General features: G+C 64.4%; 20 protein-coding genes and 2 tRNA genes. 5 read left to right on the top strand and 17 right to left on the bottom strand.

From position 1 onward, the window contains the following. Window positions 1-148: 148 nt before the first annotated feature. Window positions 149-799, top strand: a complete 651-nt coding sequence (locus tag BKA07_RS13445; protein WP_167951334.1) for a vitamin K epoxide reductase family protein — start codon at window positions 149-151, stop codon at window positions 797-799. A 101-nt stretch (window positions 800-900) separates the two neighbouring features. Here the strand turns inward: BKA07_RS13445 and ndk are convergent, their stop codons facing one another. The 6 genes from ndk to BKA07_RS13475 all read right to left on the bottom strand — a co-directional run bounded on the left by ndk (window position 901) and on the right by BKA07_RS13475 (window position 8741). After that, entirely contained in the window at window positions 901-1314 is a 414-nt protein-coding gene (gene ndk / locus BKA07_RS13450) for a nucleoside-diphosphate kinase (RefSeq protein WP_167951335.1), read from the bottom strand. 81 nt (window positions 1315-1395) lie between these two features. After that, complete coding sequence (locus tag BKA07_RS13455; RefSeq protein WP_167951336.1) at window positions 1396-1761, bottom strand: DUF4233 domain-containing protein; 366 nt, start codon at window positions 1759-1761, stop codon at window positions 1396-1398. Window positions 1762-1764: 3 nt separating this feature from the next. Continuing rightward, window positions 1765-3153, bottom strand: coding sequence for a bifunctional folylpolyglutamate synthase/dihydrofolate synthase (locus tag BKA07_RS13460; RefSeq protein WP_167951337.1), 1389 nt, complete (start codon window positions 3151-3153; stop codon window positions 1765-1767). Then, entirely contained in the window at window positions 3150-6416 is a 3267-nt protein-coding gene (gene ileS / locus BKA07_RS13465; RefSeq protein WP_167951338.1) for an isoleucine--tRNA ligase, read from the bottom strand. The genes BKA07_RS13460 and ileS overlap by 4 nt, the downstream gene beginning before the upstream one ends. Window positions 6417-6726: 310 nt before the next feature. Next, complete coding sequence (locus tag BKA07_RS13470) at window positions 6727-7482, bottom strand: SDR family oxidoreductase (protein ID WP_167951339.1); 756 nt, start codon at window positions 7480-7482, stop codon at window positions 6727-6729. Between the two features lie 98 nt (window positions 7483-7580). Beyond that, window positions 7581-8741 (bottom strand): acyltransferase, encoded by a 1161-nt coding sequence (locus BKA07_RS13475; RefSeq protein WP_245161949.1) that lies wholly within the window; start codon window positions 8739-8741, stop codon window positions 7581-7583. A 140-nt stretch (window positions 8742-8881) separates the two neighbouring features. Here BKA07_RS13475 and valS point away from each other — a divergent pair, with 140 nt between their 5' ends. Both valS and BKA07_RS13485 read left to right on the top strand, forming a co-directional pair. Then, complete coding sequence (gene valS, locus BKA07_RS13480; protein ID WP_167951340.1) at window positions 8882-11527, top strand: valine--tRNA ligase; 2646 nt, start codon at window positions 8882-8884, stop codon at window positions 11525-11527. Window positions 11528-11650: 123 nt separating this feature from the next. Beyond that, the gene (locus BKA07_RS13485; RefSeq protein WP_167951341.1) at window positions 11651-12340 is read left to right on the top strand and encodes an AIM24 family protein; all 690 of its coding nucleotides are present in this window, start codon (window positions 11651-11653) and stop codon (window positions 12338-12340) included. Window positions 12341-12357: 17 nt separating this feature from the next. Here the strand turns inward: BKA07_RS13485 and BKA07_RS13490 are convergent, their stop codons facing one another. From BKA07_RS13490 to BKA07_RS13535, 10 genes are all read right to left on the bottom strand, one after another. Then, window positions 12358-12678, bottom strand: a complete 321-nt coding sequence (locus BKA07_RS13490; protein WP_209043975.1) for a hypothetical protein — start codon at window positions 12676-12678, stop codon at window positions 12358-12360. 65 nt (window positions 12679-12743) lie between these two features. Beyond that, window positions 12744-14030 (bottom strand): ATP-dependent Clp protease ATP-binding subunit ClpX, encoded by a 1287-nt coding sequence (clpX, locus tag BKA07_RS13495; protein WP_342449070.1) that lies wholly within the window; start codon window positions 14028-14030, stop codon window positions 12744-12746. 251 nt (window positions 14031-14281) lie between these two features. Then, the gene (locus tag BKA07_RS13500) at window positions 14282-14923 is read right to left on the bottom strand and encodes an ATP-dependent Clp protease proteolytic subunit (protein WP_167951343.1); all 642 of its coding nucleotides are present in this window, start codon (window positions 14921-14923) and stop codon (window positions 14282-14284) included. A gap of 26 nt (window positions 14924-14949) precedes the next feature. Next, a complete protein-coding gene (locus BKA07_RS13505; RefSeq protein ID WP_167953216.1) occupies window positions 14950-15546 on the bottom strand; it encodes an ATP-dependent Clp protease proteolytic subunit in 597 nt (198 codons plus the stop codon). A gap of 274 nt (window positions 15547-15820) precedes the next feature. Next, complete coding sequence (gene tig / locus BKA07_RS13510) at window positions 15821-17176, bottom strand: trigger factor (RefSeq protein WP_167951344.1); 1356 nt, start codon at window positions 17174-17176, stop codon at window positions 15821-15823. 461 nt (window positions 17177-17637) lie between these two features. Then, on the bottom strand, window positions 17638-17955 hold the full coding sequence (locus tag BKA07_RS13515; protein ID WP_167951345.1) for a hypothetical protein: 318 nt from the start codon (window positions 17953-17955) through the stop codon (window positions 17638-17640). A gap of 29 nt (window positions 17956-17984) precedes the next feature. Then, a complete protein-coding gene (locus tag BKA07_RS13520) occupies window positions 17985-18284 on the bottom strand; it encodes a hypothetical protein (protein ID WP_167951346.1) in 300 nt (99 codons plus the stop codon). 28 nt (window positions 18285-18312) lie between these two features. After that, window positions 18313-19797: a tyrosine-type recombinase/integrase gene (locus tag BKA07_RS13525; protein ID WP_483413667.1), complete on the bottom strand. Its 1485-nt coding sequence runs from the start codon at window positions 19795-19797 to the stop codon at window positions 18313-18315. Next, window positions 19794-20042, bottom strand: coding sequence for a hypothetical protein (locus BKA07_RS13530; protein ID WP_167951348.1), 249 nt, complete (start codon window positions 20040-20042; stop codon window positions 19794-19796). The genes BKA07_RS13525 and BKA07_RS13530 overlap by 4 nt, the downstream gene beginning before the upstream one ends. 123 nt (window positions 20043-20165) lie before the next feature. Beyond that, window positions 20166-20239 (bottom strand) — tRNA-Gly (locus BKA07_RS13535). Between the two features lie 171 nt (window positions 20240-20410). Here BKA07_RS13535 and BKA07_RS13540 point away from each other — a divergent pair. Beyond that, window positions 20411-20484 (top strand) — tRNA-Pro (locus tag BKA07_RS13540). Between the two features lie 170 nt (window positions 20485-20654). Continuing rightward, window positions 20655-21800, top strand: a complete 1146-nt coding sequence (locus BKA07_RS13545; RefSeq protein ID WP_167951349.1) for a PQQ-dependent sugar dehydrogenase — start codon at window positions 20655-20657, stop codon at window positions 21798-21800. Between the two features lie 22 nt (window positions 21801-21822). On the opposite strand, the gene BKA07_RS13550 is transcribed toward BKA07_RS13545, so the two are convergent. After that, window positions 21823-22935 carry an alcohol dehydrogenase catalytic domain-containing protein gene (locus tag BKA07_RS13550; protein WP_167951350.1) on the bottom strand — a complete coding sequence of 371 codons (1113 nt, stop codon included), beginning with the start codon at window positions 22933-22935 and terminating at the stop codon, window positions 21823-21825. Window positions 22936-22980: the final 45 nt, after the last annotated feature.

Consider the following 22980-nt stretch of genomic DNA (forward strand, 5'->3'; position numbering starts at 1 on the left):
AACAAGTATCCGTCACGCCATTATGTCACAGATCGCGGGAACTGCTTCGGACCCGACCGTCGCAATGTGCCCTCGATCACTCTGAGATCGGGCCGATTCCCAGGTGTCCCCGTTTGCCGCACGGTGTCCGGGCAGGCATTCTTGAACTGTGAATACCGCAGACGCGCTCCCTGACGACGACATCGGCATCGTGTTGCAGACACGCTCCTGGGTGCTGCGCCCGACGGCGATCGGGCTTTTCCTCATCGTCGCCTCGGTCGTGGGCTTCCTCGCTTCGTTCGCCCTCGCCGTCGAGAAGTACGAGAAGCTCGAGGACCCGAACGCAGTGCTCTCCTGCGATCTCAATCCCTTCTTCTCCTGCGGATCGGTCATGGAGTATCCCGAGAGTCAGCTGTTCGGCTTTCCCAATCAGCTCCTGGGCATCGGAGCATTCATCTTCCCGCTGCTCCTCGGCGTGCTGCTCATGGCCGGGGCGAAGATTCCGGGATGGATCATGATCGGGCTCAACATCGGCCTCGCCCTCGGCACCGTGCTCGTCATGTTCCTCTTCTACGTGTCGATCTATGTCATCGGCGTGGGCTGCCCCTGGTGCATGGTGGTGTGGACGATGACGATTCCGATGTTCGTCGCCGTGTCTGCCCACAATGTCCTCGCCGGCAACGTCGGTGTCAGGATCGCCCAGAACCCGATCGCCCGCGTCCTGGCGAAGGAGAATGTCGCCCTTTCCGTCTTGTGGATGCTCATCATCACGGCCTGCATCGTCGTCCAGTTCTGGACCTTCTTCTCGACCCTGTTCTGACCCTCACGAACGGTCAGTGAATAGGACAAGCGCGGGTGTCGTGTCGCAGATTCTCTCGGCAAGGAGAACCGCACCACGGCACCCGCGCTGTGAACCGGAGCTCAGGCGGGGAACCAGATTCCGATCTCGCGTTCGGCCGATTCGACCGAATCGGATCCGTGGACGAGGTTCTTCTGCACCTGCTCACCCCAGTCGCGGCCGAGATCGCCGCGAATCGTGCCCGGTGCCGCCGCCGTCGGGTCGGTGGCGCCCGCGAGTGCGCGGAAGCCCGGGATCACTCCCTGACCGGAGGCGATGATCGAGACGATCGGTCCTTCGGACATGAACTCGACGAGCGGCTGATAGAAGGGCTTGCCTTCGTGCTCGGCGTAGTGAGCGGCCAGCTCATCCGCGGTCGCGGTCCGCAGCGACAGTGCGTCGATGGCATATCCCTTGGCTTCGATCCGAGCGAGGATCTGTCCCACAAGTCCTCGTGCCAGCCCATCGGGCTTGATGAGGATGAGAGTACGTTCCATTCCGGTCCTTCCGTTTGTTCCATGATCGGCGGTCACAGCTTACCCGCCACTGTGTGCGCTGATGTCCATCGCCGAGGCGACTCAGGCGCGTTCTGCCACTTCCCGGTCGATCCTCGCCGACCAGTACACCGTCACCGCCCACATGGCGATGAAGATCGCAGCGACGAAGAACATCGAACCGATGATGAACCCCGATGCCAGCAGCAGAATCTGCACGAGCCAGCCGAGGACCACTCCGGGCCTCTTCTGACCGATCCGCCGTGGAAGCAGCACCACGGACACGATCGCCAGAACCGCGATGACGGACGCGCCGAGCAGAAGCTGGGTCAGAGACAGCGAACCTGCAGACTTCACCTCGAGGCCGTAGGCGGTGAGAACGGCGAAGTAGACGATGAAGAGTTCGCAGATGAGAATCGATCCGCACAGCACGGGGAACTTCGATTTCATGTCTCAGTCCTCCTTGCCCAGCAGCAGGCGTGCCTCGGCGACGGTGAACAGGGAGCCTGTGACCACGATCCCCGGGCTCTGCGCGCCGGAGCGGTTGGTGAGGTCTATGGCCTTCATCAGGGCCGCATTGAGATCCGGAGCTTCTAGCACCGAGTCCTCATCCACCCACTCACGGACGGCCTCGGCCAGTTCATGTGTGTCCATCGCACGTGATGACAGCGCCTGGCTGATGACGAACGCGTCCGCCCTGCGGTGGAGCTCCTCGAGCACACCGTGCACGTCCTTGTCGCCGAACATGGCCAGGACCATCACGGTGTAGTCGAAGTCGAATGCCTCGGTGACGGTCTCGGCCAGCACATGGGCGGCGTCGGGGTTGTGGGCACCGTCGACGACCACGGCCGGGCCCGTGCGGACCAGCTCGGCCCGGCCCGGCGACGTCACACGCGACAGGCCGTCGGCGACCGTGTCGAGGACGAGCGGCTTGTCTTCGTCGGCCAGGAACGCCTCCGCGGCGACCAGAGCCACGGCCGCATTGTGAGCCTGATGCAGCCCGTGCAGCGGCAGGAAGATGTCCGTATAGACGTCGCGGACGCCCTGGACGGTGATGAGCTGTCCGTCGACGGCGCGCTGCCGGTCGAGGAGCCGGAAGCCACGGTCCTCGGTCACCGCGTGGACGTCACGCGCCTCGATCTCGGCATCCAACGCCGTCTGGGCCTCTTCGGCTTGAGCGGCGATGACGGCCACCGGCTCGGGGGCCGGGGACGGATCGAGGCTCCGGTTGAGGATTCCGGCCTTCGTGGCCGCGATCTCCGTGAGCGTGTCGCCGAGGAACTTCTGATGGTCGAGCCCGATCTTCGTGAAGACGCAGACTGCGGCGTCGGCCACGTTCGTCGAATCCCATTCGCCGCCCATGCCCACTTCGGTGACCACGACATCCACGGGGGCGTCGGCGAACACCGCGAACGCCAGGATCGTCAGCGCCTCGAAGAAGGTCAGCCGTCCCCGCCCCTCGGCGACGAGCTGCGCGTCGACGATGTCGAGGTACGGTGCGATCTCATCGTGGATGCGCACGAAGGTCTCCGCCTCGACCGGTCCCCCGTCAACGGAGATGCGCTCGGTCACCGAATGCAGGTGCGGGCTGGTGAAGCGGCCCACACGCAGGTCGTGAGCAGAGACGATCGAGTCGATCATGCGCGCCGTCGAGGTCTTGCCGTTGGTCCCCGTGACGGTGATGACCGGGGCCGCGTGATGGATGTCGCCGAGGAGTTCGCAGGCGCGACGGGTCGCATCGAGCCGGACCTCGATCTGGGTCTCGCCCGCGCGGGCGAGCAGAGCCGCGTATGCGCGGGCGAGTTGGGTCTGCGAATTCTCATCGCGGTCCTCGGCGCTCATGCTGGGCTCACCGAGAGCTGGGTGCCGGTCGGCAGCTCGTCGGGGGTGAAGACCTGTGCCCCGGCGTCGATCGGTGCGAAGTCCAGCGAGGTGGCCAGGGTCTCCCCGGCGATGAGATCCCGATGCTCTCCCAATGCGGCTGCCAGCCGGTCATCCGCCTCGATGACGACGGTGATCCGGTCCGAGATGTGCAGATCCAACTGTTTGCGGATGCCCTGGATCGCCCGCACGGTGTCACGGGCGACGCCTTCGGCTTCGAGCTCGGGGGTGACACGTGTGTCGAGGGCCAGGAAGCCGTCGTCGAGTGCGGCCAGCTCCATCCCCTCGGTGCCGGATTCGGCAATGGATTCGAGGGTGTACTCGCCGTCGACGAGGTCGATCCCGCCGCTGGTGACGGTGCCGTCCTCGGCCACCGACCAGTCGCCGGTCTTCGAAGCCTTGATCACCTGCTGGACCTGTTTGCCCAGACGGGGACCCGCGACGCGGGCATTGACCACCAGGTTCTGCGCCAGGGAGAAGCCCGCGGCTTCGGCCTCGGCCACGTCGAGGACTTCGACCTCGCGGACGTTGAGCTCATCGGAGATGATGGACGTGAAGTCGCCTCCCAAGTCCGTGTCATTGGCCACCGTCAGTTTGGACAGCGGAAGGCGGACCCGCAGTCGGTTGGCCTTGCGGACCGAGGACGCCGTCGAGCAGATGTCTCGGGTCAGGTCCATCGCGGCCACAAGGTCGGCATCGGCCGGGAAGAGGTCCGCGGCCGGGTAGTCGGCCAGGTGCACCGACCGCTGACCGGTGAGTCCACGGTAGATCTCTTCGACGGTGAATGGCAGCAGCGGAGCTGCGACTCGGCAGAAGGCTTCGAGGCAGGTGGAGAAGACGTCGAAGGATTCGTGGGTCTCCTCGGCGCCGTCCCAGAAGCGGCGCCGGGAGCGGCGCACATACCAGTTGGTGAGCATGTCGAGGTAGCTGCGCACGAGTTCGCAGGCGGCCCAGATATCGAGGCCGTCCATCGCCTCGGAGAACTCGACGATCAGGTCATGGGTCTTCGCCAGCAGGTATCGGTCGAGGACCTGTGACGAGTCGTAACGCTCCTGGGCTTGGTATCCGGCCTTCTCCCCCAGGTCCCCGTCGGCGGTATTGGAATAGGTGGCGAAGAACTGCCAGGTGTTCCACAGGGGCAGAACCACTTGCCGGACGCCGTCGCGGATCCCCTGCTCGGTGACGACGAGGTTGCCCCCGCGCAGGATGGACGAGGCCATGAGGAACCAGCGCATCGCATCGGAGCCATCGCGGTCGAAGACCTCGTTGACGTCCGGATAGTTACGCAGCGACTTCGACATCTTCTGACCGTCGGAACCGAGCACGATGCCGTGGGAGATGCAGTTGGTGAATGCGGGCCTGTCGAAGATCGCGGTGGCCAGCACGTGCAGGAGGTAGAACCAGCCGCGTGTCTGTCCCACGTATTCGACGATGAAGTCGGCCGGGAAATGGTTGTCGAACCACTCGGAGTTCTCGAACGGGTAGTGGACCTGGGCGTAGCTCATCGACCCGGAGTCGAACCAGACGTCGAAGATCTCGGGGATGCGCCGCATCATGGACCGGCCGCTCGGATCGTCGGGGTTGGGGCGGGCGAGGTCGTCGACCCAGGGGCGGTGCAGGTCGACCTCACCGTGGTCGTTGATCGGGAGGCGACCGAAGTCGGCTTCGATGTCGGCCAGGGAGCCGTAGACGTCGGTCCGGGGGTAGGCGGGGTCATCCGATGTCCACACCGGGATCGGTGATCCCCAGAACCGGTTGCGGGAGATCGACCAGTCGCGGGCATTCTCCAACCACTTGCCGAACTGTCCGTGCTTGACGTTGTCGGGAACCCAGTTGATCTGCTCGTTGACCTCGACCATGCGGTCCTTGAATTCGGTGACTCGCACGAACCAGGAGGACACGGCCCGATAGATCAGTGGGTTCCGGCAGCGCCAGCAGTGCGGGTAGGAGTGCTCATAGGATTCGTGGCGCACCAGCAGAACCGAGCGTCCGGTCATCGGACCGGTGCCGTTGCGCAGGTCTTTGGTGATGGCCCTGTTGGCGTCGAAGACCTGCTGTCCCGCATAGTCGGGCACTGTGGTGTCGAAGCAGCCGGCGTCGTCGACGGGGCGGGTCGCGGTGATGCCGTATGAGTCGGTGAGTTCCTTGTCCTCTTCACCGAAGGCCGGTGACTGGTGGACGATGCCGGTGCCTTCGTCGGTGGTGACGAACTCGGCTTCGAGGATCGTGTGCATCCGCTCCCCGAACTCCTCCTGACGACCCTCGAAGTAGGGGAACGGGGGCTCGTACGAACGTCCCAGGAGCTCGCTTCCGGAGAAGGTGCGCAGCACTTCGGGTTTCTCGCCGAGCTCACGCGCGTAGGCGCCGAGACGAGCCTCGGCGAGGATCAAGGTCTTGCCCTGAAGCTCCTGCGCGCCGTCCTCACCGGCGACGACGGCGACGAGGGGAATCTCCGGATTGACAGCGACCGCCTGGTTCGAAGGCACAGTCCACGGAGTCGTGGTCCAGATGAGGACCCATTCCTCGGAGTCCCTGAGTTTGTAGCCGATGGTCACCGCCGGGTCCTGACGGGACTTGTAGACGTCCTCGTCCATGCGCAGCTCGTGGTTCGACAGCGGCGTCTGGTCCTTCCAGCAGTACGGCAGGACCCGGTAGCCTTCGTAGACCAGTCCCTTGTCCCAGAGCTGTTTGAACGCCCAGATGACGCTTTCCATGTATTCGACGTTGAGCGTCTTGTAGTCGTTGTCGAAGTCGACCCACCGGCCCTGCCGGGTGACGTACTCTTCCCATTCCTGCGTGTACTTGAGCACAGAGGCACGGCAGGCATCGTTGAATGCGGCCAGGCCCATGCCGCTGATCTCGGACTTGTCGGTGATGCCGAGCTGACGTTCGGCCTCGAGTTCTGCAGGGAGACCGTGTGTGTCCCAACCGAAGCGACGATCGACTTTCTTTCCGCGCATCGTCTGGTAGCGGGGAACGACGTCCTTGACGTATCCGGTCAGGAGGTGACCGTAGTGGGGCAGTCCGTTGGCGAAGGGAGGGCCATCATAGAAGACGAACTCGTTCTCCCCGTCTTCGCCGGCGTCGCGCTGATCGATCGAGGCTTGGAACGTGTCGTCGCGCTTCCAGTATTCGAGCACGGCGTCCTCGATCGCCGGGAAGTTCGGCGAGGCGCTGAGGCCGAAGGCTGAGGTCGACACCTTGGGATACAACGGTTGCGTCATGAGCGTCCTTCTGAGTCACTGCGGTCACGGTCACGAGGACGACAAGACTGCCGCGGTACCACCTCGCTTATCCGCTCCGATCGTCCGTCGGATGCCGACGGACGATCAGCGGATCGCTCATAGCCGGAGTGATGACGGGTCCAACCGTCCGGTTCTACTGGGTGCTTCATGCCGCCGAGGCTGTCGACGGCTGATGAGGTCACCGTTCTTCCGGATGCTCCCCGGTGATGGCCGGATCGCTGCACCGTCAATCGTATACCTTGCCCGGGGGTGCCCACCACCCGAGCCGTCGCGTCGTGCCGGTGGGATCTCAGAGCCCCTTGTTGCGCGCGACCTTGTGCTGAGCGGCCTGTGCGATCGGCCTGATCACCATCAGGTCCACGTTGAAGTGGTGCGGTCGGGTCAGGGTGTAGACGACGGCGTCGGCGACGTCTTCGGCGGTGAGTGGATTCTCCACGCCGGCGTAGACCTTGTCGGCCTGCTCCTGGCTGCCTCCGACTCGTTTGAGCGTGAATTCGTCGGTGGCGACCATTCCAGGGGCGATTTCGATCACTCGCACCGGTTCACCGGCGAGCTCGAGTCGCAGGGTCGCCGCGATCGAATGTGTGCCGTGCTTGGCCGCGACGTAACCGCCGCCGCCTTCATATGCCTGGTGGCCGGCGGTTGAGGACATGACCGCGATGTCTCCGCGTCCGGATTCGATGAGGGCGGGCAGGAACGCCTTGACGACGCGCAACACGCCGAGGACGTTGACGTCGAACATGTCGCGCCACCCCTCGACCGATGCCTCGGCGACGGTGTCGGTGCCGTAGGCGGCACCGGCATTGGCGACCAGGGAGTGCACGGGCCCGTCGGCCAGCACCTCGGCGGCGAGAGCGTCGACGGCGGCATCGTCGGTGAGGTCGGCCACGACGTAGCCGGCCCCGGTCTCATCGGAGAGGGCACGCAGCTTCTCCTCCCGCCGTGCCACGGCAACGACGTCCCAGCCCTGCTCGCGAAGCCGTCGCACCGTGGCCGCGCCGATTCCCGAACTCGCTCCGGTGACAACTGCTCTGAGTGTTTCCATCTCCATGCTCCCTGGGGTCGCTGCGTTCGATCGCTGTCACGATCATCGAGGTCGGCTCTCAGTCTACGGAACACCGACGCGACAGGGCAGTCCCGCGGTCAGGTGCCAGTGGCTTCCGGGTCCGGAGAGCGATCCGGTTTCGGGGTTCGGGCCGATTCCGCCGACGGTGCGGGTTTCGCAGCGGGCTTCGCATGGGGATTGCGCGGTCCCCCTTCCCCGAAGACCGCACGTACGGCGGGGATCTTGACCGCCAACCATGTGACGGCGACGCAGATGATCGCGTAGACGATCGGCATGACGATCCCATGCACGAGGACGCCGGGAACGGTCGTGGGCAGGCCCATCTCGTTGCGGATCGGATAGAGCACGAGCGGATGGAGGAGGAAGACTCCGAAGGAGTACGGGTACAGCCAGTGCAGGACCCGGAATCCGGTGTTCATATGATGATGCAGCAGAAGGTAGGCCGCCAGGGAGGCAGCGACGACGCCCGGGGCAAGGTATTCGTAGGGGAAGATCCAGGGCTTGTCCCCGGGGCCGAGCCCCGCCCACACGATCGTCAGCGCGATCGAGCCCAGCAGAGCCGTCCATGCCGCAGCCACGCCGCGGGCGGAGAGCACCACGTCGCGCAGGACCCAGCCGAGGATGTAGAAGCCGGCCATGGGCAGGAACCGAGTGGCGATATTGGCCTCACCGACGTCGAAGACGATGCTCACCCATTGGTCGAGCATGCCGATCCCCAGGAAGATGAGACCGGTCCCCCATTGCAGACGACGCGATCCGTGGACGCTGAGGAGCCTGAAGAACGGAGTCAGAAGAGTCAGCCCGGCGAGCACATAGAGGAAATACAGCTGAACGAACGGCGAGCCGGTGAGGATGGCGAGGCCGGGGTTCCAACCGTCGTCGGAGGGGAGCAGGTAGAAGCGCCGGAAGATGACATAGACGGCGGTCCAGAATACGAGCGGAATGCCGATGCGCCACACGCGTTTGCTGAGGAACCTGCGTGGCTTGTTCCCCCGTGCCGGGTCCAACGCCAGCGCACCCGAGATCATGATGAAGACCGGAACCGACCAGCGAGCCGCGGAGTCGAATCCGTTGGCCACCCACCAGTCGGGTCCCATTGCGGCGTAGTTCTCTTCGACGACGGTCCCCAGCGAATGGATGGCGACGACCGCCACGATCGCGATCACACGGGCCGGGTTCATCCACGCCGTCGACGTGGGCGGCAGGTTCTGTGATCCGATTCTGTCCAAGGGCGCCATGGTCCAATATTCTCATTTTCGCGCGGCGAACCGTCTCACGCTGCGTTAAGGGTGCGTCTCACATGCGGTCGGCCTCGAAGTCGTCTCACCGGCCTCGATCGGTTTGGTCGCAGGCCTCCCGGGTGAGAAAATCAACAATTATGAACACACCTGCCTTTTCGGACTCGACGCATGAGTCAGTGAACCTGCCGGACAAGCCGGCTCTTGAAGGACTTCGGGACAAGTGGGACGCCGCATGGAGCGAGAACGGAGTCTATGCCTTCGACGTCGACACCGATCGCGAGCAGGTCTACTCCATCGACACTCCCCCGCCCACTGCCTCGGGCTCTCTGCATGTCGGCCATGTCTTCTCCTATACGCAGACGGACATCATCGCCCGTTATCAGCGTATGCAGGGCAAGAACGTGTTCTATCCGCTGGGGTGGGACGACAACGGCCTTCCGACCGAGCGACGGGTCCAGAACTACTACGGCGTGACCTGTGACCCGACGCAGAGCTACGACCCCGGCTTCCAGCCGCCGGCCAAGCCGGCGAAGAACTCCCGAGACTTCGTCAAGATCTCTCGCCGGAACTTCATCGAACTCTGTGAGACGCTGTCGGCCGAGGACGAGCGCGTCTTCGAAGATCTCTTCCGATCCACAGGTCTGTCGGTGGACTGGAACTACACGTACCGCACGATCGACGACACCTCTCGCTCGGTCAGCCAGAGGGCCTTCCTGGCCGACCTGTCGAACGGGCACGCCTATTCTCAGGACGCCCCCACGATGTGGGATGTGACGTTCGGCACCGCAGTGGCGCAGGCCGAACTCGAAGATCGTGAGAAGGACGGCGGCTACCACAAGGTCAACTTCTACCCACAGGGCGCGGACGGCCTGGCCGACATCTCTGCGGAGCCGATCGTCATCCTCACCTCCCGGCCTGAACTCATCCCGGCGGTCGTGGCATTGGTCGCTCATCCCGAGGACGAGCGCTACGCCCCCTACTTCGGCACCAACGTCGTCTCGCCCCTGTTCGGCGTCAGCATTGAGGTTCGGGCCCATGAGTTGGCCAAGTCCGACAAGGGCACGGGAATCGCCATGGTGTGCACCTTCGGCGACCTCACCGACGTCACCTGGTGGCGCGAACTCGACCTTCCCACACGTGCGGTGATCAATCGCGGCGGTCGCCTCAACCGCGAGGTCCCCGAATGGATCGCCGCGTCGCCGAAGACCGACGCCGTCGCCAACTACGAAAAGCTGGCAGGCAAGACGACCTTCACCGCCCGCAAGGAGATCGCCGAGATGCTCACCGAGTCCGGTGACCTCATCGGTGAGATCGAAGCGATCACCCACCCTGTCCCGTTCTACGAAAAGGGCGACAAGCCCCTCGAAGTGGTCACCTCACGCCAGTGGTACATCCGCAACGGCGGTCGCTCGGCCGAGCTGCGTGATGCGCTCATCGCCCGGGGGCGTGAGATCGAATGGCATCCGACATTCATGCGCTCGCGCTACGAGAACTGGGTGGAGAACCTCAACGGTGACTGGCTGGTCTCGCGCCAGCGCTACTTCGGGGTTCCGATCCCACTGTGGTATCGCCTCGACGCTGTGGGCGAGCCCGACTATTCGGACCCGATCATCCCCGAATCTCTGCCCGTCGATCCCGTCGCCGAGGTGCCGGCAGGCTTCACCGCCGAGCAGCGTGACGTTGCCGGTGGCTTCACCGCCGATCCCGATGTCCTCGACACCTGGGCGACGTCGTCGCTGACTCCGCAGCTGCTGGGCGGCTGGAGCCGAGATGAGGATTTCTTCGCCAAGGTCTTCCCCTTCGACCTGCGCCCTCAAGGCCACGACATCATCCGCACCTGGCTGTTCTCCACCGTGGTCCGGGCGAACTCGCTCAATGACACGGCTCCGTGGAAGCACGCCGGCCTGTCGGGGTGGATTCTCGATCCGGACCGGAAGAAGATGTCGAAGTCCAAGGGCAACGTCGTCGTTCCGTCCGATATCCTCAGCGAGGCCAAGCCGGGATTCGGCCCCGATGCCGTACGCTACTGGGCCGCCAGCGCCAAGCTCGGCGCCGATACCGCCTACGACGTGACGCAGATGCAGATCGGGCGCCGGCTGGCCATGAAGCTGCTCAACGCTTCGAAGTTCGCACTGGCGCAGGGAGTCCACTCCGGCCTCATCGGGCAGCTCGGATCCGTCGGCCACGATCTCGACCGGGCATTGCTCACAAAGCTTGCCGGGGTGGTCGAGACCGCTTCGACCCACATGTCCGCCTACGACTATGCGCACGCTCTGCGATCTGCGGAGAGCTTCTTCTGGGAGTTCACCGACGACTATGTCGAACTCGTCAAGGACCGGACCTACGGCGCCACGAGCGAGGCCGATCAGCTCTCGGCTCACGTCACACTCGCAACGGCTCTCGATGTGCTCCTGCGTCTGTTCGCCCCGATCATGCCCTTCGTGACCGAAGAGGTGTGGTCGTGGTGGCGGACCGGCTCCGTGCACAGGGCCGAGTGGCCGCAGGACGAGCAGCTGGCCCATCCGGGTTCGTCTGTGGATCCGGATCTTCTGGGTTCGGTCGCCGCGGTGCTCAGCGAGATCCGCAGGGCGAAGACCGAGGCGAAGGTCTCGCAGAAGACGCAGGTGCGCAGCCTGACGATTCAGTCACCGGCTGCCGTCGTCGCAGCCATCGACAGCGCTCGGACGGACCTCACCGCGGCTGGGCGGGTCCAGCACCTCGAGACTGCGGAGCAGGGTGAGGGGATCACCGTCGCCGCCATCGATTTCGCCGAACAGGTCTGAGGACGCACACCTGTTCCAAGTTGAGAACACGAATCTCCGGCCCCCTCACCGCCCGGGCACATACGATGGACTCGTCAGCCGAAGAAGTACAGGACTTCTTCGCGGAGGAAAGGCTCTTGAACCATGAGAAGTGAACTCTTTTCGCAGCGGAACGCGGAGATTCAGAACCGGGAACGCTGGACCCTGCAGTCGAACAAGATGCTGCGCACTGTGATCACCCCCAATGCGCCGATGATCGCCACGAAGGGCGCCATGGTCGCCTATCAGGGCGATGTGCACTTCACCCACCAGGGCTCGAAGTCGGTGGGCCAGTTCATGAAGAAGGCCGCCACCGGCGAGGGCGGCAATGTGATGAAGGCCGAGGGCCACGGGGAGGTGTTCTTCGCCCGTGAGGCCTCGAACATCTTCATGATGGCGCTGGAGGGCCAGCAGGACGCACTGACGGTCAACACCTCGAATCTGTTGGCCTTCGACGATGCCCTCAACTGGGAGATCAAACGCATCAAGGGCGGAGTCGGCGCCATGGTCAGCGGCTCGGGACTGTTCAACCTCGAGCTCAACGGTGTGGGCACCGCCGCCATCTGTTGCAAGGGCGCTCCGATGGTCCTCGACTGCTCACAGCAGCCGACCTTCGTCGACCCGCAGGCCGCCGTGTGCTGGTCTTCGGCCCTGGCCCCTCAGATCAAGACCGACGTCAGCGTCGGAACCTTCTTCGGCCGGGGCTCGGGGGAATCTGTCCAACTCGCCTTCCACGGGCCCGGTTTCGTCGTCGTCCAGCCGGCCGAGAACGCCGTCTATTCCGCCCAGGCGTAGAGGCCCGCTGCAACACATCAGCTCACGGGAGTCCGCGGATGGTCCGAGTCCCCGCGCTCGGCTCGATAGCGCTCGAACGTCGGAAAGATCAGCGCCCGGACGCTGACGAGCACGGTGACGAGGGCCCCTCCGCCGGCGGCGGCGACAGTCGTGTTCGTCACCTCCGCGACGGATCCGTGCAGCACAACCGGTATTCGGAGACCCCCTGCGACGACGATGAAGACACCCTGCATGCGTCCGCGCATGTCGTCGCTGGCGGCGTCCTGCAGCATGTTCGACCGGAACGCGGAGGGGATGATGTCCGCTCCCCCGCCGAGTCCGAGGCCCTTCAGCACCACGACGACGGCCAGTCCCTGCCCTCAGCGGTCCGGTGTCCGCAAAGAGCCTCATCGACGCAGGAGCGTCAGGCGGATTTCTTGGACGTCCGGGACTGCTCGCGCGGCACCAGCGTGGGGGCGACGTTCTTGTCCACGACGTCCTTGGTCACGACCACCTCGGCGATGTCCTCGCGCGATGGAACATCGAACATGACCGGCTGCAGGACTTCCTCCATGATCGACCGGAGTCCACGTGCACCGGTTCCCCGCAGCAGTGCAAGGTCCGAGATCGCCTCGAGGGCTTCCGTTTCGAAGCGCAGCTCGACGTTGTCGAACTCGAACATTCGTTGATACTGCTTGACGAGCGCGTTCTTCGGTTCGGTCAGGATCGACATCAACGCGGCACGGTCGAGCGTGGAGACCGTGGCCAGCACCGGGACACGTCCGATGAACTCGGGGATGAGACCGAACTTCAGCAAATCCTCGGGGAGGATATCTGCGTAGAGGTCCTCTTCGTCGTTCTTCGACTGCAGCAGAGCACCGAATCCGATGCCGTGCTTGCCCTTGCGACCGGCGACGATCTCTTCCATTCCCGCGAAGGCCCCGGCGACGATGAAGAGCACATTCGTCGTATCGATCTGCAGGAAGTCCTGATGCGGATGTTTGCGACCGCCCTGCGGAGGCACGGCGGCCTGGGTGCCCTCGAGGATCTTCAGCAGAGCCTGCTGCACTCCTTCACCGGACACGTCGCGGGTGATCGAGGGGTTCTCCGACTTGCGGGCGATCTTGTCGATCTCGTCGATGTAGATGATGCCGCGTTCGGCCTTCTGGATGTCGAAGTCCGCGGCCTGGATCAGTTTGAGCAGAATGTTCTCGACGTCTTCGCCGACATAGCCCGCTTCGGTCAGTGCAGTCGCATCGGCGACAGCGAAGGGAACGTCGAGGCGCCTCGCCAGCGACTGCGCGAGGTAGGTCTTGCCCGATCCGGTGGGACCGACGAGCAGGATGTTCGACTTCGCGATCTCGACCTCGGATTCGTCCGAGCCCAGGGTCTTCGTCTCCTCGTCGCCCTCCAAGGAGCGGATGCGCTTGTAGTGGTTGTACACGGCCACGGACAGTGCTGTCTTCGCAGGCTCCTGCCCGACCACGTATTCCTGGAGGAAGTCGAAGATCTCGCGTGGTTTGGGCAGTTCGATCTCGGCGTGCTCGGCGGTGCCTTCGCTCAGCTCTTCTTCGATGATCTCATTGCACAGACCGATGCACTCATCGCAGATGTAAACGCCTGGTCCGGCGATGAGTTTCCGAACCTGCTTCTGCGACTTCCCACAGAAGTTACATTTGAGCAGGTCTGCTCCGTCCGCACTGCGAGCCACTGTCACAACCTTCCGCCGGGGCATCTGACCCCAACTCTACCGCTCGTGTTTCCTGTACCTCAATAGCTTCCCATACGAGACTGACACGAGTGATCAGACCCGCCGTTCGGTGTGTCGCAGAAGGTGAGCACAGCGAAGCCGTCGAGGGTGCCCAAACTACTCGGCGCCGCATCGGGAGGCAACTCGGAGTCGTGGACGCAAACGAGCCCGGACGGCGCTGCGCCGTCCGGGCCCGATCGTCGACGTCGGTCTCAGACGTCTTTGCGAGAGGTCAGCACCTGGTCGACGAGACCGTAGTCCTTCGCCTGCTCGGCTGTCAGGAAGAGGTCGCGCTCGATGTCGTTCGAAACCTGTTCCGGCGACTTGTCGGAGTGGTCGGACAGGGTCGTCTCCAACCACTGGCGCATGCGGAAGACCTCAGCGGCCTGGATCTCGATGTCCGAGGCCTGCCCCTGCCCCTGGCCCTCCATCGCCGGCTGGTGGATGAGGACTCGAGCGTTGGGCAGCGCCAGACGCTTGCCGGGTGCGCCGGCGGCGAGCAGAACCGCAGCTGCCGAGGCGGCCTGACCGAGGCAGACCGTCTGGATCTCCGGCTTGATGTACTGCATCGTGTCGTAGATCGCGGTCATGGCCGTGAACGAGCCGCCCGGTGAATTGATGTAGAGCGTGATGTCGCGGTCCGGATCCTGCGATTCGAGGACCAGCAACTGGGCCATGACGTCATCGGCGCTCGTGTCGTCGACCTGGACGCCCAGGAAGATGACGCGGTCGTCGAAGAGCTTCGTGTAGGGGTCCTGGCGTTTGAAGCCGTAGGGAGTCCGCTCCTCGAACTGCGGCATCACATAGCGCGACTGCGGCATGTTCCCGGCGGTTGATCCTGGCATAAAGTTCATTGAATTCATTCTTCCTTGACTCCCACTCAGTTGTCGGTGACGTCGGACGAACGGGTCACCATCTTGTCGATGAAGCCGTAATCGAGGGCTTCCTCGGCGGTGAACCAGTGGTCGCGGTCGTTGTCCTTGAGGATCTGCTCCAGAGACTTGCCCGTCTGTTCGGCCGTGAGCTCTGCCATCTGCTTCTTCATGTGCAGAATCAGCTCTGCCTGGATCTTGATGTCGGTGGCTGTACCGCCGATGCCGCCGAGCGGCTGGTGCATGAGGATGCGGGCGTGCGGGGTGGCGTACCGTTTCCCCGGTGCACCGGACGACAGCAGGAACTGCCCCATCGAGGCGGCCATTCCCATGGCAACCGTCGATACGTCCGGATTGATGTACTGCATCGTGTCGTAGATCGCCATTCCCGCGGTGACAGAACCGCCCGGCGAATTGATGTACAGCGAGATGTCCGCGTCGGGATCCTCCGCCGCCAGCAGCATCATCTGTGCACAGATCGCATTGGCGTTGGAGTCACGCACTTCCGAACCGAGCCAGATGATGCGCTCTTTGAGCAGACGATTGAAGATATGGTCGTCGAGACCCATTGCCCCACCTGCGTCGAGGCCGACGGGCGCTGTCATGTCGTGTGCGCTCACGTTTCACTCCTGTTGGTCTTTGATTGGCTTGATATGGACTCTAACTGCTCACCGGTCGGTTTTAGTCCGCCGAAGCGCCCGTGTTCGCCATCAGCGTGATCGCGTCCGGGATTCCCCGGTCCGCACGGAGGAACGTCCGCGGCGAGGAACGAGCGAGGCGGCACCTGCGGCGAGCAGGTTGCGTGAATGCCGAACGGTGGGCACGGAATCCATCCGTACCCACCGTTCGACGATGATCCGCCGCCGAGGCGGTCCGACGTCAGTTCTTGTCGTCGACTTCGGCGTCGGTCACGACGACGCTCTCGGAGCCCTCGGCATCCTCGGGCGCTTCGTCCTCCGGCGGGGAGGTGAATTCCTCCATGTCGATGACATTGCCGTTGGTGTCCTTGACGATGGCGCCCGCGAGGGCGGCGGCCAGCGCCTTGCGACGTGTGACCTCTCCGACCAGTGCGTTGACCTGCCCGGAGTTGTCCAGCATCTGCGCGAACTCGTTCGGGTTCATTCCGTACTGCTGCGAGGCGGAGATGAGGTACTCGATGAGTTCCGGCTGAGTCACCTCGACCTCCTCGGCCTCGGAGATCGCATCGAGGATGAACTGGGTGCGCAGATTGCGCTCAGTCTCCTCGGTGACCTCCTTGCGGTGCTCATCGTCGTCGACGCGGCTCTCCGACTCGAGGTGACGCTCGACCTCGTCGGCGACGATCTTCTCGGGAACGGGCACGTCGAGGGTCTCGGTCAGGGATTCGAGGACCTTGTCGCGTGCCTGTTCCCCCTGATCGGTCTCCTTCTGCTTCCCGGCCTGCTCGCGCAGATCCTCGCGCAGCTCGGCGATCGTGTCGAACTCGCTGGCCAACTGGGCGAAGTCGTCGTCGGCCTCCGGAAGCTCCCGGACCTTGACGGCGCTGAGAGTGATCGACACGGAGCCGGTCTCACCGGCGTGCTCTCCACCGGCGAAAGTGGTTTCGAACGTCGTCGTCTCTTCCGCGGACAGGCCGTCGAGGGCCTCGTCCATGCCTTCGAGCATCGTTCCGGCACCGACCTGGTAGGAGATGTCGGACGCGGTGTCGATCTCCTCTCCGTCGATGGTGGCGACGAGGTCGAGGGTCACGAAGTCGTCCTTGGCTGCGGGGCGGTCGACGGAGCTCAGGGTTCCGAAGCGGGTGCGCAGCTGCTCGAGTTCGGCATCGACGTCTTCTTCGGTGACCTCGATCGGGTCGACCTCGACGCTGATGGAGTCGTAGGCGGGCAGTGTGATCTCGGGGCGCACATCGACCTCGACCGTGAAGGTCAGGTCGCCGTCTTCAGTGCCGTCCAGGCCGGGGACCTCGGAGATCTCGACCTCGGGCTGACCCATCGGCTTGAGGTCGTTCTCCTCGACGGCATCGCGGTAGAACCCGTCGAGACCGTTGTTGACGGCCTCCTGGATAACTGCCGGCCGGCCGATGCGCTGATCGATGATCTGCGCAGGGACCTTGCCCTGACGGAAGCCCGGAACGGTGACCTGGGCACCGATGGTCTTGTATGCCTCGTCGACGCTCGGCTTGAGTTCGGCGTATGGGACATCCACGCTGATCTTGACCCGCGTGGGGTCGAGTTGCTCGACGGAGCTCTTCACAGTGTGACCTTTCAAATTCGACAGTCATGCATATTCGGTCATCTGGTGACCTGGAGGGAGCGAAAGTCCACGATGAGATCGCGCACGTCCGCAAGACGCAGTCACCTATATTACGCGAAACACGGAAGAAAACACGAAATAGACGATGCTTGCGGCGACAGGAGTTCGCGAGGAGCGCAATCAGGCATCGGCCGGTCGGCAGCCGTCGATCCGGTGGGGGCATCACCGCTTCGAGGCAGTGAAAAACCGGCCGGACCATCGGTCCGACCGGCTCGCGGAGGGGATGACGGGAATCGAACCCGCACCATCAGTTTGGAAGATTCCTGTTGCCCTCTGTGTCGCCCCAGGTCAGGCCGGGTCCTGTGTTTGTATTCGGACCAAACGTGACCTTATATGACCTAACTATACACACTGAGTTCTAGAGGGTTCGGTCATGTTAGGTCACGCCGTGTCGGCTGCGGTCACGAATCGGTGTCAGGCATCGATGACGAGTCCACTGGGCGCGGTGGTTCGGTGTCGAGGGCAGCGGCCAAGCGGATGGATTCGGGATCGAGTGGCGAGGAACCGGGCACGCTGTGGCGGGGGCGAGCGTCGAGGTCGGCCCGGTGGCGGCGGGCGAGTTCGTCGGCGACGGTGCGGGCTTCTCGGTCGCGGCGGTGGTGTCCGGCGGGGAAGTCGGCGGCCTTGAGTCGTTGCAGGTGCGCGAGCAGTGCGGTGGTCGTGGCTGTGCGCAGCCCCTGCGCGGAGAGTCCTCGGGGGTGGGGTCTGCGGTGTGTCATGGGTTGTGTTCTCTTCGTGGTTGTTGTGGTCAGTGCGGCAGGTTGCGATTGAATCGGCGACGGCGTTTGCATCCGCGCCGGGGGCGGTGTTCAGGCGGTTGGTAGTGGTCGGGGCGGTATCGTTCGGTCCTTTGGGCGCGTTCAATCTCGGTGGTGCGGTACCGGCGGCGGATTTCGACGGTGGTGGCGCGGTACTCGGTGGCTAGTGCGGTGTAGTCGTCGCCGGTGATGTGGTCGAGTCGGTGGGCGAGATAGTCCCTGTGGGATTCGAGCCGGTCGAGCGGGACTCGACGCAGCTCAAGTCTCCAGGGATAGCGGTTGTTGGGCATGGTGACTTCCGTTCGGTTGGTGGTGGGGTTAGCTGATCGCGGCGAGGTGGCCGCGTCGGGTGCCGAATGCCAGCCGGGCCGGTGCCCGGCGATGATGAGCACCAGCAGTGTCCGTGTCGGCTCGGTCATTCGGCAACGGTTCGGGGTCAGCCGCTGGGGTGCTCGGCCCGGTCGGGGTCGGGTCCGTCGGACTCGGATTCGGGGTGGTCCCGGTCGTGTTCGTGAGTTGGTCGAGCCGGTCGGCTAATGCACGGTCGCGGTCGTTTCCGGCGTGCTGATAGATCGCAGCCGCCCGGGCCGTGGAGTGACCAATCCGGGCTTGCAGTTCAGCCTGAGTCGCCCCGGCTTGCGCAGCCAGCGTCGCCCCGGTGTGGCGCAGGTGATGCCAGGCGATATCGGGCCGGTCAATGGCCAGTCGTGCCCTGCGCATCACCCCGGACCGGGTAGACGCGGTGACGGGGTTGCCGTGGCCGGTGGTGAACATCAGCGCATCGGGGTCGGTGCCGGTGTGCTGGTCGAGGTGGTCGGCCAGGACCGGCAGGATTGAACGCGGCAGGTTCACGGTGCGTCGGCCAGCGGCGGACTTTGGCGGACCATAGGCGACGGGTTGGCCCGGGACTTCGACCAGGGTGCGGGCGACGGTGACAGTCGCGGCGTGCAGGTCGAGGTCGCCCCGGCGCAGGGCGAATGCTTCGCCGGGGCGTAGTCCCGACCAGGCGGCGATGAGCACGGCGGCACGGTAGCGGTCGGGCATCGCATCGGCCAGGGCCTCCACTTCGGGCGCGGTCAGGGGTCGGCGTTCGGGGTGCGGTGCTGTGCCCGCCCCTTTGACGTGGACCGGGTTCGCGGTGATCAGACCATCGCGCACGGCTTGCATGAGCACGGTCCGCAGCAGTCGGTAGGCACCGGCGGCAGCGGTCCGGCCCGGGTACTCCCCCGCCGTGGTCGGCATCGTCGGGGCCGGTGAACCGGCGGCAGTCCATGCGTCGAGCACATCGGTCGGCAGCTTGCCGGTCGGGGCCACGTCGAATCCGTGGCTCATCGCCCAGGCCCGGGCCGGATGCGGGCCGCGTCGGGACGTGCCCGACTGATCGAGGGCAGCAGCGCGGGTGCCGTCGAGCAGCGCGACGTACCAGGTGCGGACGAATCCCGGGGTCAGGGCTTGGATGGTCACCGTCGAGATATCGACCGGGGTCGTCGTCCCGACCGGGCACAGAATCCACGAATCGGCGGTACGCCGGTACAGGTCGAGGGTGCGCGGGCGCAGCGTCGCCTGAGCGTGGTCGAGGTAGTCGGCCAGGTACTGACCGACGGTGATTGCCGACGGCTTCGCGATGACGGGATTGTTGCCCAGCACTTCGGCATGGACCCGCACGCGCACGGCTTCGGCCTCTTGCCGGGTGGCGAACGTACCCGGCACTTTATGGCGGGTGCCGTCGGGAGCGGTGTAGCGGACCCGAAACCGCCCCGACGGCAACCGATCAATCGCCCCGAACACTGCCCGGGCCGTCACAACACACCCCCACAAACGTCGGTGTCATCTTCGGGGGTGATGATCAGTGTGAGGAATGCCAGTGTGTCGGTGTCGGGCAGGTATCCGGCATCAAGTGCATCGGTGACAGTTTCGAGCGCGTAGAGGGTGTTGTCGGTGGCTTCGGGATACTGAGCGGTCAGGCAGGGACCGTCGCCGGGGACGTAGGTGAATGATCGTCCGGTGTAGAGGTTCGTGACGTTGAACGCTCTGTGCGCGGTGGACATGGCGTGTTCTTTCCGAACCCGGCCAGTCGAGTTAGGTCATTTTAGGTCACGCTGGGGTGATTGAGGGTGTTGGTTTCTTCCCTACAAATGACTGTGTCGCCGCTGTGACCAGCGGCGACACGGTGGAGGGGATGACGGGAATCGAACCCGCACCATCAGTTTGGAAGACTGAGGCTCTACCATTGAGCTACATCCCCGTGTTGCGTTAATGACTATAGTCGACATTCGCACCCGCCGCCAAATCGATAGAAGATGACCCCCGTCACATCCTTCCGAGATCCCGGGGAGGTGAGCTGCATCCCATTCAGGAAGTCGGTCGAGACGGATGTGCATCCGGAGCCCGGCATGTGGTTAGATTGTCTTCGTCGCGGGATGTGGCGCAGCTTGGTAGCGCATCTGTTTTGGGAACAGAGGGTCGCAGGTTCAAATCCTGTCATCCCGACGATCGTGAAGCCGCTCGGACTCCGTTCCGAGTGGCTTCTTTCGCATTCACGGCCACTCGGCTCCATGTCTGCCAACTTCGTCTGCCGCCTTCGTGCCCAGCGGGATTCGGCCCCAGAGGAGACAATGGAGGTCCTGACCCCGATGACGAGGCCGAGAGGTGCGGCAATCATGACGACCCGACGATACGGCAGCATTCTGCCATGCGGTGCGATCGCATTCAGCCTGATGGTGGTTCTGAGCGGCTGCGTCTTCGAGACCGACGCTCCGGAGGACGACTCCGCCGGGCCCACGTCGGGCACCGAGACGGAGTCCACAGCCGCAGACGGTTCCGTCGCAGAGCCGGAGGTGGTGGCCGAGGACCTCGACGTGCCCTGGTCGGTGGCCTTCTACGAGGGACGGGCCCTCATCAGTGAACGAGATTCCGGTCGCATCCTTGAAATCGACCGACAGGGCCCCGCGGAGGCCAGGGAGGTCACAACGGTCACCGATGTCGCCGCCTCGGGCGAGGGCGGTCTATTGGGGATCGCCGTCCGTGGGGACAGTCTCTATGCGTACTTCACATCCGAAGCAGACAATCGGATACAGCGCTTTCCTCTCAGCGACGGCGGCGAAGGCGTTGAGGTCGGTATGCCGAAGACCATCCTCGAGGGAATCCCCAAGGCGGGATTCCACAATGGCGGCCGGCTCGCCTTCGGTCCCGATGGCATGCTCTACGCAACGGTGGGTGACGCCGGCGACCGGCAGGCCGCGCAGGACCGTGAGTCGCTGTCCGGCTCGATCCTGCGGATGAATCCCGACGGCAGCGTGCCGGAGGACAATCCGTTCGACGGTTCCCTGGTCTACTCCTATGGGCACCGCAATCCGCAGGGACTGGACTGGGACGACGGCGGAACCATGTATGCCAGTGAGTTCGGCCAGGACACCTGGGATGAGCTCAACATCATCGAGGCCGGCGGCAACTTCGGGTGGCCGGAGGTCGAAGGGATCTCAGAGAGTGCCGCCGATGACGAGGAATTCATCGATCCGGTGCAGCAATGGAGTCCCGACCAGGCCAGCCCGAGTGGAATCGCGATCAGCGGGGACAGGATTCTCGTGGCCAACCTTCGCGGAGAAGTGCTGCGGACCGTGCCATTATCGGATGTCGCCGACTCCGAGGTCGCCTATGCCGGTGAGTTCGGTCGCCTGCGCGATGTGGTGACGACGCCGAGCGGCGACGTATGGTTCCTGACGAACAATACGGACGGACGCGGTGATCCGGGTGCGGACGACGATCGCATCCTTCGCATCCCCTCCGACCTCAGCGCTGGAGGCTGAAGACGCCCGGTCGAGACCGAGCTCAGCGTTGGAAGTCGATGATCTGTCGCACCACGGTGCCGTCGGCCAACGCGTCGAATGCGGCGTTGATGTCCTCGAGGCCGATCGTGTCGGAGACCAGTTCTTCGACCGGCAGCTTTCCTTCACGCCAGAGGTCGGCGTAGAGGGGAATGTCGCGGCTGGGCACCGCCGAGCCCAGATAGGAGCCGATGACGGTGCGTGCCTCTGTCGTGAGGGTGACCGGTGTGATGTGCGACTGGGCATCGGGTGCGGGCAGACCCACCGTGACCGTCGTCCCGCCGACCTGAGTCGCGGAGAACGCGGTCTCGAAGGCGCGGGGATGGCCGACGCATTCGATGACGATCGGAGCCCGACGCTGTCCGAGCTGTTCGGGAGTGTAGACCTCGGCAGCGCCCAGTTCCCTTGCCCTGACCAGTTTGTCCGGGTTCGAGTCCACGCCGATCACTCCTGCGGTCTCAATGGACAGTGCCGTGATCAGGGCAGCCATCCCGACTCCTCCCAATCCGACGATCATGATCTCGTCCTCAGGCCCCGGAGCTCCCGCGTTCAGGATCGCTCCCCCACCGGTGAGGACCGCGCAGCCGAGCACGGCCGCGACCGACGGGGGAACGTCGGAGGCCACCGGGACGACGGAGGCACGATTGACCACAGCGTGAGAGGCGAACACCGACGCGCCGAGGTGGTGGAGCACCTCGGCGCCGGTGCCGTCGTGGAGTCGGATCTTGTGTCCGTCGAAGGGCAGCGTTCCAGCACCGTTCGTCGCACTGCCCGGCGTGCACGGCAACTTGCCGTCGGTGCGACAGTTCGCGCACTCTCCGCATCGGGGCAGGAACACGGTCACCACCTGGTCGCCGACGGCGAGGTCCTCGACTCCCTCGCCGAGTTCCTCGACGATGCCGGCACCTTCATGGCCGAGCAGCATCGGCAGAGGTCGTGGTCGGTTCCCGTCGACGACGGACAGGTCGGAATGGCAGACTCCGGCGGCGGTCATGCTCAGCCGCACCTCTCCCGGTCCGGGCCCGTCGAGGTCGAGTTCCTCGATCGACATCGGCCCGGTCGTCGCGTATGGGCGTCGAGCGCCCATATCTCGCAGCACAGCTCCACGGATCTTCACGGCTCGTCTCCCGTTCCCACTGTCATTGCTTCCTCACCCGAGCCC

The organism is Brevibacterium marinum, from assembly GCF_011927955.1.
Taxonomy (GTDB): domain Bacteria; phylum Actinomycetota; class Actinomycetes; order Actinomycetales; family Brevibacteriaceae; genus Brevibacterium; species Brevibacterium marinum.

Coding starts and splice junctions, on each gene's coding strand:
- BKA07_RS13475 (WP_245161949.1), bottom strand. CDS start 8,741: ATGGCGCCCTTGGACAGAATCGGATCACAGAACCTGCCGCCCACGTCG.
- BKA07_RS13505 (WP_167953216.1), bottom strand. CDS start 15,546: ATGACAGCGCCCGTCGGCCTCGACGCAGGTGGGGCAATGGGTCTCGAC.
- BKA07_RS13530 (WP_167951348.1), bottom strand. CDS start 20,042: ATGTCCACCGCGCACAGAGCGTTCAACGTCACGAACCTCTACACCGGA.
- BKA07_RS13455 (WP_167951336.1), bottom strand. CDS start 1,761: ATGAAATCGAAGTTCCCCGTGCTGTGCGGATCGATTCTCATCTGCGAA.
- BKA07_RS13545 (WP_167951349.1), top strand. CDS start 20,655: ATGACGACCCGACGATACGGCAGCATTCTGCCATGCGGTGCGATCGCA.
- BKA07_RS13470 (WP_167951339.1), bottom strand. CDS start 7,482: ATGGAAACACTCAGAGCAGTTGTCACCGGAGCGAGTTCGGGAATCGGC.
- ileS (WP_167951338.1), bottom strand. CDS start 6,416: ATGACGCAACCGTTGTATCCCAAGGTGTCGACCTCAGCCTTCGGCCTC.
- BKA07_RS13520 (WP_167951346.1), bottom strand. CDS start 18,284: ATGCCCAACAACCGCTATCCCTGGAGACTTGAGCTGCGTCGAGTCCCG.
- BKA07_RS13500 (WP_167951343.1), bottom strand. CDS start 14,923: ATGAACTTTATGCCAGGATCAACCGCCGGGAACATGCCGCAGTCGCGC.
- valS (WP_167951340.1), top strand. CDS start 8,882: ATGAACACACCTGCCTTTTCGGACTCGACGCATGAGTCAGTGAACCTG.
- BKA07_RS13515 (WP_167951345.1), bottom strand. CDS start 17,955: ATGACACACCGCAGACCCCACCCCCGAGGACTCTCCGCGCAGGGGCTG.
- BKA07_RS13485 (WP_167951341.1), top strand. CDS start 11,651: ATGAGAAGTGAACTCTTTTCGCAGCGGAACGCGGAGATTCAGAACCGG.
- ndk (WP_167951335.1), bottom strand. CDS start 1,314: ATGGAACGTACTCTCATCCTCATCAAGCCCGATGGGCTGGCACGAGGA.
- BKA07_RS13460 (WP_167951337.1), bottom strand. CDS start 3,153: ATGAGCGCCGAGGACCGCGATGAGAATTCGCAGACCCAACTCGCCCGC.